This window comes from Brachybacterium sp. EE-P12 (genome assembly GCF_003711805.1).
Taxonomy (GTDB): Bacteria; Actinomycetota; Actinomycetes; order Actinomycetales; family Dermabacteraceae; genus Brachybacterium.
On the sequence record NZ_QXCP01000003.1, the window covers coordinates 99,659 to 113,965 of the forward strand.

At 75.2% G+C, this 14,307-nt stretch carries 8 protein-coding genes; 7 read left to right on the plus strand and 1 reads right to left on the minus strand.

Annotation, left to right across the window (positions count from 1 at the left end; translation table 11 throughout):
• The first annotated feature begins 204 nt into the window (after positions 1-204).
• The 7 genes from glpX (at position 205) to D1648_RS01970 (ending at position 10,829) form a co-directional block, all read left to right on the plus strand.
• A complete protein-coding gene (gene glpX, locus D1648_RS01940; RefSeq protein WP_122939132.1) occupies positions 205-1,212 on the plus strand; it encodes a class II fructose-bisphosphatase in 1,008 nt (335 codons plus the stop codon).
• A 108-nt stretch (positions 1,213-1,320) separates the two neighbouring features.
• Positions 1,321-2,022 carry an NUDIX domain-containing protein gene (locus D1648_RS01945; protein WP_122939133.1) on the plus strand — a complete coding sequence of 234 codons (702 nt, stop codon included), beginning with the start codon at positions 1,321-1,323 and terminating at the stop codon, positions 2,020-2,022.
• 787 nt (positions 2,023-2,809) lie between these two features.
• Complete coding sequence (locus D1648_RS01950) at positions 2,810-4,021, plus strand: glycosyltransferase family protein (protein WP_122939134.1); 1,212 nt, start codon at positions 2,810-2,812, stop codon at positions 4,019-4,021.
• Positions 4,011-5,297, plus strand: a complete 1,287-nt coding sequence (locus D1648_RS01955) for a glycosyltransferase (protein WP_122939135.1) — start codon at positions 4,011-4,013, stop codon at positions 5,295-5,297. Before D1648_RS01950 ends, D1648_RS01955 begins: the two co-directional genes overlap by 11 nt.
• A 2-nt stretch (positions 5,298-5,299) precedes the next feature.
• Positions 5,300-6,448: a glycosyltransferase family 4 protein gene (locus D1648_RS01960; RefSeq protein ID WP_122939136.1), complete on the plus strand. Its 1,149-nt coding sequence runs from the start codon at positions 5,300-5,302 to the stop codon at positions 6,446-6,448.
• Positions 6,448-8,367 (plus strand): ABC transporter ATP-binding protein, encoded by a 1,920-nt coding sequence (locus tag D1648_RS01965; RefSeq protein ID WP_122939137.1) that lies wholly within the window; start codon positions 6,448-6,450, stop codon positions 8,365-8,367. Before D1648_RS01960 ends, D1648_RS01965 begins: the two co-directional genes overlap by 1 nt.
• Positions 8,364-10,829 (plus strand): aminoglycoside phosphotransferase family protein, encoded by a 2,466-nt coding sequence (locus D1648_RS01970; protein ID WP_122939138.1) that lies wholly within the window; start codon positions 8,364-8,366, stop codon positions 10,827-10,829. Before D1648_RS01965 ends, D1648_RS01970 begins: the two co-directional genes overlap by 4 nt.
• 199 nt (positions 10,830-11,028) lie before the next feature.
• On the opposite strand, the gene D1648_RS01975 is transcribed toward D1648_RS01970, so the two are convergent.
• Positions 11,029-14,271, minus strand: a complete 3,243-nt coding sequence (locus tag D1648_RS01975; RefSeq protein WP_122939358.1) for a YhgE/Pip domain-containing protein — start codon at positions 14,269-14,271, stop codon at positions 11,029-11,031.
• Positions 14,272-14,307 lie beyond the last annotated feature (36 nt).

The window sequence follows — 14,307 nt, forward strand, 5'->3', positions numbered from 1 at the left end:
CGCGCGAGCTGCCCGAGCCGCGAATGCTCGTTTCTGAGCCACTTCTTGCCCCGAGGTGGCTGAGAAGCGAGCATCCCTCGGGTGCGGGTGCGGCGGGGGCTGTCGGCTACAGTCGGAGGCGCACGTCAGGCACCGATCGGCCTGTCGCTCCGGCAGGTCAGGCAGCCCGGCGCCGCCATGTTCTCGACGACGAGGGAGACCCCCATGACCCCGACCGCCGCCACGCCGCCTTCCGCGACCTCCACCGCCCCCGATCGCAACCTCGCCCTCGAACTGGTGCGCGTCACCGAGGCCGCCGCCATCGCCGGCGGCCGCTGGGTGGGCGCGGGGGACAAGAACCGGGCCGACGGCGCCGCCGTCGACGCGATGCGCTCCTTCATGGACACCGTGCGCATGAACGGCACCGTCGTGATCGGCGAGGGCGAGAAGGACGAGGCCCCGATGCTGTTCAACGGGGAGGCCGTCGGCGACGGGACCGGGCCGGACGTCGACGTCGCGGTCGACCCGATCGACGGCACCCGCCTCACCGCTCTCGGCTACAACAACGCCCTGGCCGTGTTCGCAGTCGCGGAGAAGGGCAGCATGTACGACCCGTCGGCCGTGTTCTACATGGAGAAGATGGTGGTGGGGCCCGAGGCTGCGGAGTACGTCGACCTGCGCCTGCCGATCGAGCAGAACATCAAGCTCGTCGCCAAGGCGCTGGACAAGCCCGTTAACCAGGTCACCGTGTGCGTGCTCGAGCGGCCGCGCCACGAGCCGCTGGTCCAGGAGATCCGCGCCGCCGGGGCGCGCGTCAAGTTCATCATGGACGGCGACGTGGCCGGTGCGATCGCCGCCGCCCGCGGCGCCGGGGTCGACATGCTGCTGGGCACCGGCGGCACCCCCGAGGGCATCATCGCCGCCTGCGCCGTCAAGGCCACCGGCGGCATGATCCAGGGCCGGCTCGCCCCGACCGACGACGACGAGCGCCAGAAGGCGCTCGACGCGGGCCACGATCTGGACCGGGTGCTCACCACGGACGACCTGGTCACCTCCGACAACTGCTACTTCGCCGCCACCGGCATCACGGACGGCGACCTGCTGCGCGGGGTCCGCTACCGCCACGACCGCATCGTCACCGAGTCGATCGTCATGCGCTCGACCTCCGGGACCGTGCGGCTCGTCGAGGCCGAGCACCGCGCCGAGAAGTGGGACCGCTGGATCGCCGAGTGAACCGGAGGGGCCGGTCGGCGGCCGGGGACCAGGGACCGGTGGACGTTACCTGTGAGTCGTCCGACCAACAGGTGTCACAGTGACCAGAACCCCACATATCGTGGGCGCATGTCCTCCTCGAGCGAGAGCCGCGCCTCCGAGATCCACGTCGCCGTCGACCTCGTCGTCCTGACCCTCCGCGACGGCGCGCTGAGCGTGCTGCTCATCCAGCGCGAGGACGAGCCGCACCGCGGCGCCTGGGCGCTGCCCGGCGGGTTCATCGAGCACGGAGAGGAGCTCGAGGGCGCCGCCTACAGGGTGCTGTCCGACGAGGCGTCGCTGGGCAGCGGCGCCGTGCACCTCGAGCAGGTGCGCACCTTCGGCACCCCCGGCCGTGACCCGCGCGGCCACGTCGTCTCCGTCGCGTTCATGGCGCTGGGCGCCGACCTTCCCGATCCCCTCCGCGGCGAGGACGTCGCCGACGCGCGCTGGTGGTCGCTCGCCGATCTCGACGGGATCACCCTCGCCTTCGACCACGCCACGGTGCTCGAGGCCGCGATCGAGCGGGCCCGCAGCAAGCTCGAGTACACGACGCTCGCGGTGACCTTCCTGCCCGACGAGTTCACGATCTCCCAGCTGCGCGGGGTGTACGAGAGCGTGTGGGGGTGCAGCCTCGACGCCGGCAACTTCCACCGCAAGGCCACCCGCTCGGAGGGCTTCCTCGTCGACCTCGAGCGCCACGCCGCGCCGACGGGCGGGCGCCCCGCCCGGCTGTACCGCGCAGGTCCCGGCACCTCCCTCGTCCCGCCGCTGCTGCGCGCGGGGGAGTAGCGCGCCACGCCCGGCCCTGCCTGTCGCGCGAGGTCCCGCCCCGCTCCGTCCGGCCCCCGTCGCTCCGTCCGGCCTTCCGCACGCAGCGGCCAGTCGCCGACGGGCCTATGGCGACACGAGGTGGAGATATAGCCACCTGATGACGCCATAGGCCCGCCCGTGACACCGGGACGCGTGGCGGTGCCCGGGTGCGCCGTGACACCGGGACGCGTGGCGGTGCCCGGCTGCGCGGTGACACCGGGGCGCGTGGTGGGGCCGGGGCGCGTGGCGGGATCCCCCGGCACCATCGCCGACTCGATCGGCATGGGCGACGTCTTCCAGCACGTGTCGAGCATTCGTCCCGTCCTCACCCTCACCGGCACACGGGACCTGAGTCCCTCCGTGGAGGCCCGGCGCGCCCCTACATTTGAGCCATCGCCTCCTCCCGGCAACGGGGGTCGAGGCAGATGGACCCCGGGTCGGCAGGGGAGAGCGGACTCGGCATGAGGGCGGTGAGCTGGGCTCACCGCCCTCGGTCCGTCCCGGCACCTGTAGGCCCCTGCGCCCGTCGGCCGGGCAGCCCCCCCGTCCCGCGCCGGGCCCGCCCGTCGGCCGGGGGCGTCGCGTCTTGCACCGCCACGACCTGTGCGCAGAGCGATATGAGTCGTGGGCGGTGGACGAGGTCGCCATCGCCGTCCTCTCCGCCGTCTGAGGATCTCCTCATGATCGGCTCATCCTCACCTCACGCGGGACGAGGAGCATTCCGGTGTCCGACCACCACAGGACCGAGCACAGGAGGGCCCACACCATGGCGGAGACGACCATCGCGCTGTACTCCCACGACTCCGTGGGGCTGGGGCACGCGCGCCGTAACCGGGCCCTCGCCCACGCCCTGGACCGGCACCTGCCCGCGCTGACCGGCGGCCCCGTGCGCGGCATGCTCGTCGCCGGCCACCCCGACGCCGGCCGCGACCCCCTCCCCGACGGCTGGGACTGGCTGATCCTCCCGGGCCTCACCCGCGGTCGCGAGGGCTGGACGCCGCGCAGCCTCGGCATGGACCCCGCCGCGCTGCGCGACCTGCGCAGCGGCGTCATCGCCGCGGCGCTCGAGACCCTGGACCCCGACCTCCTCGTCGTCGACCGCCACCCCTTCGGCATCGACGGCGAGCTGCTGCCCGTGCTCGAGACCCTCCGCGGCCGCGGCTGCCGCACCGTGCTGGGGCTGCGCGAGGTGCTGGACACCCCGCGCGTCGCCGTCGCGGAATGGGAGAGCCTCGGCGGCGCCGCCCGCGTCGCCTCCCTGCTGGACGCTGTGTGGGTCTACGGCGACCAGCGCGTCTACGACCCGCGCCGCACCGGCGAGCTGCCCGGCCCCCTCGCCCGCCTCGCCGAGCCGACCGGCTACCTCTCCCGCGGCCGACCCGCCGCACGCATCGCCCGCACGCCACGTGCCTCGCCCGCCCCGCCTCCGCCGTACGTGCTCACCGTGCTCGGCGGCGGGTCCGACGGCGCCGAGCTCGCCCGCCTCGCCGTCGCCGCCCGGACCCCGCACGGCTGCCGGCACCTGCTGGTGACCGGGCCGCAGATGCCCGCCGGCGCGCTCGAGGAGCTGCGCGACCTCGCCGACGAGACCACCGCCGTGGTCCGCACCGCCCCCGACGTGCCGGAGCTGATCGCCGGGGCCGCCGCCGTGGTGTGCATGGGCGGCTACAACACGATCGCGGAGCTGCTGGACACCGACACCCCCGCCCTGGTCGTGCCCCGCAGCCGGCGCCGCCAGGAGCAGCCGCGCCGCGCGGAGGCCCTGGCCGCCGTCGGCGCGCTCGAGACGCGCCGGATCGAGGACCTCACCCCTGAGGACATCACCGCCTGGTGGGCCCGCGCCGTCGGCACGAGCACCGAGCGCACCGGCCTCGACCTCGACGGACTCGAGGCCGTGCCGCACCTGGCCGCGGCGCTGCTCGAGCGTCCCTCCCGCCCCCTTCCCATCCTCCCGGAGGTGCACAGCCATGCAGTCTGACCAGCCCCGACGCCTCGGGTACGTGCTGAAGATGTACCCGCGCTTCTCCGAGACCTTCATCGTCTCGGAGATCCTCGCCCGCGAGGCCGCCGGCGAGCAGATCGTCATCTTCTCCCTGCGCCCGCCCACCGACGCCCGCTTCCATCCCGAGCTCGCCCGGGTCCAGGCCCCGGTCATCCCCGTCGGCCGCTCGGCGAGCCCGCGACGGCTGTGGGAGACCTGGCGCGCGGCGATGGCGGACCCCGTCCTGGCCGCCGGGGCCACCGCGACGCTGGACGAGCTCGTGGCCGCCGAGGCCGACGAGGCCGAGCAGGCCCTGGACGTCGCCCGCCTGGCGCGCGAGCACGGCGTCACCCACCTCCACGCCCACTTCGCGTCGATGGCCACGACGGTCGCCCGCCTGGCCGGGTCGATCGCCGGCCTGCCCTACTCCTTCACCGCCCACGCGAAGGACATCTTCCACCGCGACGTGGACGACGCGGAGCTCGAGACGAAGCTCTCCGGCGCCCACCACGCGATCACCATCAGCCGCTACAACCTCGACCACCTGCGCGAACGCTTCCCGCGGGCGGCGCAGCGGCTCCACCTGGTGCGCAACGGCCTCGAGCTCGAGCGCTTCCCCTACCTGCCGCGGCCGGAGATGCGGCCCGTGCCGCAGGTCCTCGCCGTCGGCCGCCTCGTGGAGAAGAAGGGCTTCGCCCTGCTGATCGACGCGATCGCCGCGCTGCGCGACCGGGGCACGGCGATGACCGCCTCGATCGTCGGCGACGGCCCGCTGCGCGAGGAGCTCGCCGCCCGCATCACGGCGCACGGCCTCGACGACGCGGTGCAGCTGCTGGGCCCCCGCACGCAGGAGGAGGTGCGCACCCTGCTGCAGGAGGCGGATCTGTTCGCCGCCCCCTTCGTCATCGCCGCGGACGGCAACGCCGACGGCCTGCCCACCGTGCTGCTCGAGGCGATGGCCAGCGGGATCCCGTGCATCGCGGCCGACGTCACGGCCGTGGGCGAGGTGGTGCGCACCGGCGAGACCGGCTGGCTGGTCCCGTGCGACGACGTCCCGGCCCTCGCCGCAGCGCTGCAGGAGGCGGCCACCTCGACCTCGCGGCGCCGCCTGACCGACGCCGCCCGCGCCCTCATCGAGAAGGAGTACTCCTCGCCCGGGCAGGCCGCACGGCTGCGCGCCCTCGTCGAGGACACGGCGGTGCCCGACGTCGTCGACGATGCCGCACCGCCCGCCGCGCACCCCGCCCTGCTCGCCACCATCACCAGGAGCTGACCATGAGGATCGCCTACGTCCTGCTCGACCCGGGCATCGGGGTGTTCGGCAGCAAGGGCGCCTCGGTGCACGTCCAGGAGGTCACCCGCGCCCTGCGCGCCGAGGGCCACGACGTGACCGTGTTCTGCACCCGCACGGACAGCCACGTCCCCGCCGACCTCGCCGACCTCGACGTGCGCCGCCACCGCCTCCCGAAGGGGGCCGGACCGGAGCGCGAGGCCGCCGTCGCCGCGGCCGCCGGCGCGATCGCCGAGGAGATCTCCGCCGACGGCTTCGACCTCGTCCACGAGCGCTACTCCCTGTTCTCCGACGTCGCCGCGCGCCTCGCCGATCCCGCGCACGGCCCCGCGATCCCTGCGATCCTCGAGGTCAACGCGCCGCTGGTCGAGGAGCAGCGCGCCCACCGCAGCCTCCACGACGAGGCCGGCGCGCGCGAGGCCACCCGCCGCCAGCTGCGCGCCGCACGGCTCGTCTCCTGCGTCTCCCCGCAGGTCGCCCGGTGGGCGCGCGACGAGGGGGCCGCCGCGAGCCGCGTGGTCGTCACCCCCAACGGCGTGAACACCGCCCGCATCACCCCGCGACCCGACGGGGAGCGCCGCGTCACGAACTCCCCGGTCACCGTCGGCTTCGTCGGCACGCTCAAGCCCTGGCACGGCACCCACCTGCTGCTGCATGCTCTCGCCGCCGCCCGCGAGGACCTGCGCCTGGAGGTCATCGGGACCGGCCCCGAGCACGAGGCTCTCGCCCGCCTCGCCGCCGAGCTCGGCATCGCCGAGCGCGTCCGCCTGCACGGCGCCGTCGCCCCCGACGAGGTGCCGCAGGTGCTGCACCGCCTCGACATCGCCGCCGCGCCCTATCCGGCCGGAGACCACTACTTCTCGCCCCTGAAGGTGTACGAGTACCTCGCCGCGGGGCTGCCCGTGGTCGCCTCCGCCATCGGCACGATCCCGCAGATGCTGGCCGGCGGCGAGCTCGGCGTGCTGGTCCCGGCCGGGGACGTCGCCGCACTCGCGGAGGCGCTCGACGCGCTCGCCGCCGATCCGCAGCGCCGAGCCCGCCTGGGTCGCGCCGCCCGGGAGGCGGCCGTGGCCGAGCACGACTGGCGTCGCCGCTGCCGGGACCTGCTCGAGCAGGTGGAGGTGGCCGCGTGATGGCCGTCGGCACCTCCCGCACCGGACGGAAGCAGGGCGGGGCACGGCTGCGGACCCCCGCGCCCCCGGCCCCCCGCCGGTCCGCCAAGCGCACCAAGGACACGCTGGACGCCTCCGCGTTGCGCCGCACACTCCACGTCGTGCGCCCCCACCTGCCCCGCCACGCGGGGCTCGTCGTCCTGGGACTCCTCGCCCTGCTGGCCGACGTGGTCTTCCGCGTGCTCGAGCCGTGGCCGATGAAGTTCGCGATCGACGCGGTCAGCGCCGCGCTCGGTGCCTCCCTGCCCGAGGCGACCCCGCTGGGCCTGGACGTCACCGGCACCGTGATCGCCTGCGCGATCGCGCTGGTGATCCTCGTCGGCGGCCGCGCCGGGGCGAACTACCTCTCCACCGTCTCCTTCGCCCTCGTCGGCGCGCGGGTCGCGACCGAGCTGCGCACGCGCGTGTTCGACCACGTGCAGTCCCTGTCGCTGCGCTACCACCAGCGCGCCTCGATCGGCGACACCTCCCAGCGGCTCGTCGGCGACATGGGACGCCTGCAGGACGTGGCCGTCACCGCCGGCCTGCCGCTGATCGGGAACGTCATCACCCTGGCCGTGCTGATGGTCGTGATGACCATCCTTCAGCCCTCCCTCGCCGGGATCGTGCTGGTCGCGGCGCTCGGCTACCTGCTGCTCTCGCGCACCAGCTCGCCCGCGATCGTGAAGGCCTCCCGCAGCACCCGCAAGGGGGAGGGGGCGCTCGTGGGCTCCGCCGCCGAGGCGCTCGGCGCGATCCGGGTGGTCCAGTCCTACGGCCTCGAGGGCACCGTCGCCGGGGAGTTCGCCGGCGGGAACGAGCGGGCGATGAAGGCCGGGGTGCGGGCCAAGCGTCTCGCCGCCGGGCTCGAGCGCTCCACGGACCTCGTCGTCGGCATCGCCCAGGCCGCGGTGCTGCTCTCCGGGGCGCTGCAGGTGCTGCGCGGCAGCATGACCCCCGGCGACCTGGTCCTGTTCGTCATGTACCTCAAGATCGCGATGAAGCCCCTGCGCGACATGGCCAAGTACACCGGCCGCATCGCCCGCGCGAGCGCCTCGGGGGAGCGGATCGCGGACCTCCTGGACGAGGAGGTCGAGATCCAGGACCCGCCGGCCCCGGAGCCGATGCCCCGCTGCGACGGCACCATCGACCTGCGCGGGCTCACCGCGCGCGACGGCCACGGACGCCCCCTGTTCCGGGGCCTGGACCTGCACGTCCCCGCCGGCCAGCAGCTCGGGATCCTCGGCCCCTCCGGCGGCGGGAAGTCGACCCTCGTCTCCTACCTGCTGCGCCTGGCCGAGCCCGACGCCGGGGCGCTGCGCGTGGGCGGGCACGACGTGCGCCGGGTGCGGCTCGCGGACTTGCGCCGCCACGTCGCGATCCTGCCCCAGGAGTCGGTGCTGTTCACGGTCTCGGTGCGCGAGAACATCCGCTACGGCCGCCAGGACGCGACCGACGCCGAGGTGGTCGAGGCCGCTCGCCGCGCCGGCGCCCACGAGTTCGTCTCCGCCCTGCCCGACGGGTACGACACCGTGCTCGGCAACCGCGGCGACACCCTCTCGGGCGGACAGCGCCAGCGCCTCGCCATCGCCCGCGCCATCATCCGCCGCTCCGCCGTGGTGGTGCTCGACGAGGCCACCACCGGCCTCGACCCCGCCTCGAAGGCGCAGGTCAACGAGTCGGTGAGGGAGCTGTCCCGGGACCGCACCACGATCTCGATCACCCACGACGCGACGGTCGTGGCCGGGTTGGACCGGGTGCTGTGGCTCGAGGACGGCGAGATCCTCGAGGACGGCACCCCGCAGCAGCTCGCCGCCGATCCCGATTCCCGCTACAGCCGCTGGATGCTCGAGCACCGTCTCGAGGACGACCTCGCGACGACGACGGAGGAGAGCCGATGATCGCCCCCGCTCACCGGGCCGCTGCTCGCCGGGCAGGTGCCGACCGGGCCGGCGCCGACGGGCACGGCGCCGACGGGGACGGCGCGACCGATCTCGTCGGCCGGCTCTCCGCGTACTCGGCCCTGCCCGGCGCCGAGCGGCTCCTGGAGGCGGAGTCGCTCTCGGCGCTGCACGGGCGCGGGATCGTCCCGCGGCGACTGCGGGTCAAGCCCGGCGCGAGCGTGCTCGTCGGACACTGCGGGGTGCGCGAGGACGTGGCCGACGTCCCGGACGGGGAAGGGATCGCCGTGGCCGGCTGGACGCTGCTGACCGCCTCCCGCGACAAGCGCGACGGAGTGCTGCGGCGCGCCGCCCGCTCCGGCGCGCCCGTCCACGAGCACCTCGCGGCGGCAGGGACGTTCCTGCTCAGCGGCGGTCTCGAGGCAGATCCCCGGATCGGCCGCTCCGTGCATCGGCTCCTGCGCCGCGAGGGCGGGGTCGGGGGCGCGGACCTGCAGGTCCTGTCCTACAACCCCGTCCGGCACGCCGTGATCGTGCTGCCCGGGGGCGGGGACGTGCTGCGCGTCGCGGCCCGCCCGCTGGACCGGCTGCTGCACCTCGCGCAGCAGTGGCGGGAGCTGGGCGTGCCGACGCTCCCGCTGCATCCCACCCGCGACCGGTCCGTGGTGCGCTGCGCGCACTGGGGTGCAGGGGACCTCTCCTCCCGAGCGCCGAGCGCCGGAGAGCCGACCCCTGCCTCCTCCGGCACCGCCGCCGCGGCGGCGGGAGCGACCGGTGCGGCGATCGCACGGCTGCACGCCGCGCCCGCCGACGGGTCCCTGCCGACGGCGCGGCTCGGCCCGCGCCTGCCCGCCACCCTGGCCGAGCTCGAGGCCCTGCTCCCGCACCGCGCGCTCGCCATCGCACAGCTCGCCGGCGAACTCGCCGCGCGGCTGCCCGAGCGGCCCGCGACCGGCCTGCTCCACGGCGACCTCAGCCCGGACCAGGTGCTCGTGGATTCTCCCGGCGGTGAGCCCCGGATCCGCATCATCGACCTGGACCGCTCCGGCACCGGGCCGCTCGGCGCCGACCTCGGCAGCTGGCTCGCCGCCTGCCTGACCGGCCGGGACGAGCACGTCGGCGCCGCGCTCCTCGAGGGCTACGTCGCCGGTGGCGGCGACCTCCCGGCGCGGGACGAGCTCGCCGCCTGGACCGCCCGCGCGCTCCTCGCCACGGCCCTGGACCCCGTGCGCCGCTTCCTCCCCCGCGCCGGGGAGGCGGTCGAGGAGCGGCTCGACCTCGCCGCCGCCGTGCTCGCCGACCCCGCGCTGCTGCCCGCGCCCGGCGGGGCCGGTCCCGTGCCCGTGCCCATGACCTCGCGCGATGCGGTGCCCGCCGGCCCGACGTCCGTGCCCGGCCCGCCGATGTCGGCAGATATCCCCGCTCTCGTCCACGACGGGGCGGAGACCTGGCACGTCGAGCGGGCCTGGCCGGACGACGGCCGCGGTCGCCCGCTCGAGCTGCGCGGTCCGGGGGCGGAGGGCGAGGCGCTGCGCGGAGCCCGGATGGACGCCCTGACCGGGCAGGTCACCCTCCACGCGCCCGGAGAGGACCCGCGCCTGCCCGGCCTCGCCCGCACCCTCGCCGCCCACCCGGGAGCCTGGATCGTCTCCCTGCGTCCCGGCAAGCGCGCAGTCGTGCGGATCGACGAGGGAGGTCGCCCGGTGCGCTTCGTGAAGATCGTGCGCCCCGGCCGTGCCTCGCGCCTCCTGGACGCGATCGAGCGCGCGCACGCCTTCGACGGCCCCTTCCGCACCCCGGAGGTGCTCGCGGCCGACGGGGACACGGTCACCTTCGCGGCCCTCGCCGGCACCACCCTGCACGAGCCGCTCCCTCTCCGCGACGGCACCTGGCGCCGCGCCTGGCGCGGCGTGCTCGAGGCCTGGGCAGACTCCTGTGCACGTGCGGGTGCGGCTCCGCCCGACGCGCCCGTCCACGGGCCCGAGGCCGAGGCGGAGGTGCTGCGCCAGTGGCGGGACCGTGCCGCGGACGTCGACCCCGGCGGCGCCGAGGGCCGTGAGCGCGCCGTCGAGGAGGCTCTGCGCTCCCTCGCCTCGGTGCCCGCTCCGGACCACCCCGCTCTCCTGCACCGCGACCTGCACGACAAGCAGATCCTCCACCTGACGGGGGAGCGGCCCGGTCTGCTCGACGTGGACACCGCATGCTGGGGCGACGCCGCACTCGACCTCGGGAACCTCCGCGCCCACGCCCGCTGGCGCGAGCTGCAGAAGCTGTGGAGCGCCGATCACGCCGCCGAGCTGCGTGCCCTGATCGACGAGACCGCCCGCAGCTCGAGCATCTCGCCGGATGCTCTCGCCGCCTACGAGAGCAGCACGCTGGCCCGTCTGACCTGCGTCTACGCGCTCAGGCCGCGCTGGCGGGCCAGTGCGCGCGCCCTGACTGTCGAGGGCGTGGCCGGGTAGTCGGGGGCGTGGCCGGCACGGCGGAGCGCGATCCGGCGGGCGGGGCATGGTCAGGTACTGGCTCAGGGCGTCCCAGTACGCCTATATAGGCGTACGGGGACGCCAGCCGCCAGCAGCTGACCACACCCCAGAGCAGCCCGGCAGATCGGAGGAGCCCGGCAGAGCAGCGGCGGGGTCCAGCGGCGAGGGAGCCCGGGGCTCAGGCGTGCGAGGCGGCCGTCTCGGCCTCGGCCCCGCCGGGCTCGGCCGCGTCCTCCGCAGCGAGCTCGCGCTGTGTCCGTCGTCGGCCGACGATCGCGCCCAGCAGGCCCAGCACCACTCCGAGGACGAGCCAGCCCACCAGCCAGGTGATGTCCCCGGCCGGGTCGATCCAGCCGCCGCCGATCGCGCCGCGGAAGGCGTCGACCGCATGGGTCATCGGCAGGTACGGGTGGAGCATCTGGAAGAAGCCCGGCAGGGTCGCGACCGGATAGGTGCCGCCCGCCCCGGAGATCTGCAGCGCGATCAGCACCAGTGCGACGAACTTCCCGACCGGACCGAACAGGGCGCCGAATCCGTGGTTCAGGGCGACGAACACCAGCGAGGTCAGCCCCGCGAGGCCGAGCAGCAGCGGCAGGTCCTCCACGGTGATGCCGATCAGCCAGTGCAGCGCCCCGACGGCGATCAGGGTCTGGACGAGGCCCAGCAGGAGCGCCGGGACGAGCCCGCCGGCCAGCAGCCGCACCGGCCCCGCTCCGCGCGCCATCGCCTCGGCGGAGAACGGCGGCATCATCAGGAAGATCGCCATGCCGCCGACCCACAGGCTGATCGCCAGGAACAGCGGGGCGAGGCCCTCGCCGAAGCGGCCCAGGTCGTGCTCCCGCTCGAAGCTCATCTGCACCGGGTCCGAGGCGGTCGCGGCGAGCTCGCTGCTCTCCTCGTCGGTGTAGGAGGGGACGTCGTCCTTCGAGTCGGAGAGACCGTCGGCGAGCTCGGTCGAGCCGTCGTCGAGCTCACCGGCGCCGTCGTCCAGCTCGGTCGCGCCGTCATCGAGCTGCGTCGCGCCGTCGTCCACCTGGCGGGCGCCGTCGGCGAGCTCCGCCGAGCCGTCCGCGAGGGTGCCGGAGCCGTCGGCGAGCTGCTGCGCCCCGTCGCGGGCGTCGCCCGTCCCGTCGGCCAGCGTCCCGGCGCCGTCCCGGAGGGTGCCGGTGCCGTCGGCGAGCTGCTGGGCGCCGTCGCGTGCCGAGCCCACGCCGTCGGTGTACTGGGTGACGCCGGAGGCGAGATCCTGGGCGCCGTCGCGGGCGGTGCCCGTCGCCGCGGCGAGCTGGTCCGCGCCGGAGGCGACCTCGCGGGCGCCGGCGTTCAGGCGGTGGATGTCCTTCGCGCCCTGGTCCAGAGTGCGGTACGCCTCGGGCAGCGCGAGCGCGGCGGTGCGGGCCTGGTCGGCGAGGTCCTCGGCGAGGTCGGAGGCGCTCTGGCCGGGCTCCGCCGACGGGACGGCGGAGGCGAGGTCGTCCCGCGCCGTGCCGAGGTCCGTGTGCAGGGTCGAGGCGTCCTCGGCGAGGGTCGAGGTGGTGCTCTCGAGAGCCGAGGCGCCTTCGGCGAGGGCCGAGGTGGTGGTGGAGAGGGTCTCGAAGTACTCCTCCATGTCGGCGGCGGCGCCGGTCATGCCCTCGGCGGTGCCGGCCACGTCGGCGGAGGTGCCCGCGGCGTCCTGGGCCAGGCGGTCGGCCTCGGCCGCGTCCGTGGAGGCGGTCCCGGCGTCGGTGGAGGCGGTCGCGGCGTCAGCGGAGGCGGTCGCCGCGTCGTCCCGTGCCTGCGCGGCGTCGTCGGACAGCCCTGCCAGCTCCTCGCAGAACGCCTCGTCCGCGCCCGAGTCCGCGCAGCGTCCGGCGAGGTCCTCGGCGCTCTCGGCGACCGCGCCGGTCTCCTCGGCGACGGTGGCGGCCGAGCCCTCCGAGGTCGCCGCGGACTCCGTCGAGGCCTCGGCGGACGTCGCGGACGCAGAGGCCGCCTCGGCCGCATCCTGCACGGCCGTCTCGAGCGTCTCGACGTCCTCGGCGATCGAGTCGGCGCCCTCGCGGAGGGTGCGCGCGTCCTCGGCGCGGTCGCCCGTGGCCTCGTCCAGGCCCCGGGCGGTCTCCGCGAGCTCGCCGGCCCTCTCGTCGAGGGTCTCGGTGGTGGTGGCGATGGTGTCGGCGGCGTCGACCGGGGCGTCCAGCAGCTCCGGCATCCCGTCGATCGCGCTCTCGAGATCGTCGATCGCGGTGACCAGGTCCTCGCTCGTGGCCTGGACGCTCTCCTCGGTCACGCCCAGCTCGCGGGCGCGCTCGGCGGCCCCGGCGACGGTCTCGTCCAGCTGCTCGGTGCCGTCGGCGACCTGTCCCGCGCCGCCGGCGAGCTCGCTCGCCCCGGTGGCGAGCTGCTCGGCGCCGCCGGCGAGCTCGTTCGCGCCGCTGCGCAGCGGCCGCCCCTTCTCGTCGAGGGTCACCAGGCCGCCGGAGAGCTCCTGAGCGCCTGAATCGAGCGTCGCGACGCCATCGCGCAGGGTGACCGCGCCGTCGGTGAGCTGGTCCAGCCCGACCACGAGATCGAGGCTGCCGGAGTGCAGGTCGACCGCACCCCCGGCGAGCTCGGTGGACCCGTCCACGAGCTGGCCGGTGCCGTCCGTGAGCTCGCCCGTTCCGTCGACCAGCTCGCCCGTGCCGTCGTGGAGGTCGCCCGCCCCGTCGGAGAGCTCGGCGGCGCCGTCGGCCGCGTCCACGATCCCGTCGTGGATCGTCGTGAAGCCGACGTAGATCTGGTCGAGGTACTCCTCGAGGACCGAGGCGCGCAGCGCGTCGGTGAGCGCGGTGCCGACGGACTTGGTGAAGTTGCCGCCGACGTAGTTCACCGAGTCGTTCGTGGTCACGGTGATCATCGCGGGGGCCGCCTCCATCGCATCGCCCCCGAGCGAGGCGACGTTCTCGGAGAAGTCCGAGGGGATGGCGACGGTGGCCCCGTAGGTGCCGTCGGCGAGGCCGCGCTGCGCCTCGCCGGGGGAGACCTCCACGAAGCGGTAGAGGTTCTCCTGGTCCTTCTCCAGCAGGGTGTCCGTGAACTCCGCGCCCACGTCGAGGTGGGAGACCTCGCCGTCCGGGCTCTCCGCGTCCGCGCCCGTGTCCTCGTTCACCACGGCCGCGGTGATCTGGTTCAGATTGTTGCTCGGATCGATGAACGACCAGGTCATGTTGCCCGAGTAGACGAGCGGCACGAGTGCGAGGCCGGCGACGAACAGCGCGGCGATCGGCTTCTTCCACTCCCCGGGCAGGAGAGCGACGGCGCCGCGCCCGGCGGCGGCGGTGCCGCGTCCGACAGCGGCGGCACCGCGCCCGACGGCGGCACCGGCGTTGCGGAGGGCGGACAGGACGGTGCTGAGCGCGGTCGAGAGTGCGGTGAGGAGAGCACGGAGGAATCGCATCACGCGGCGACGATACACTGGTGTATCGAAGCTGGG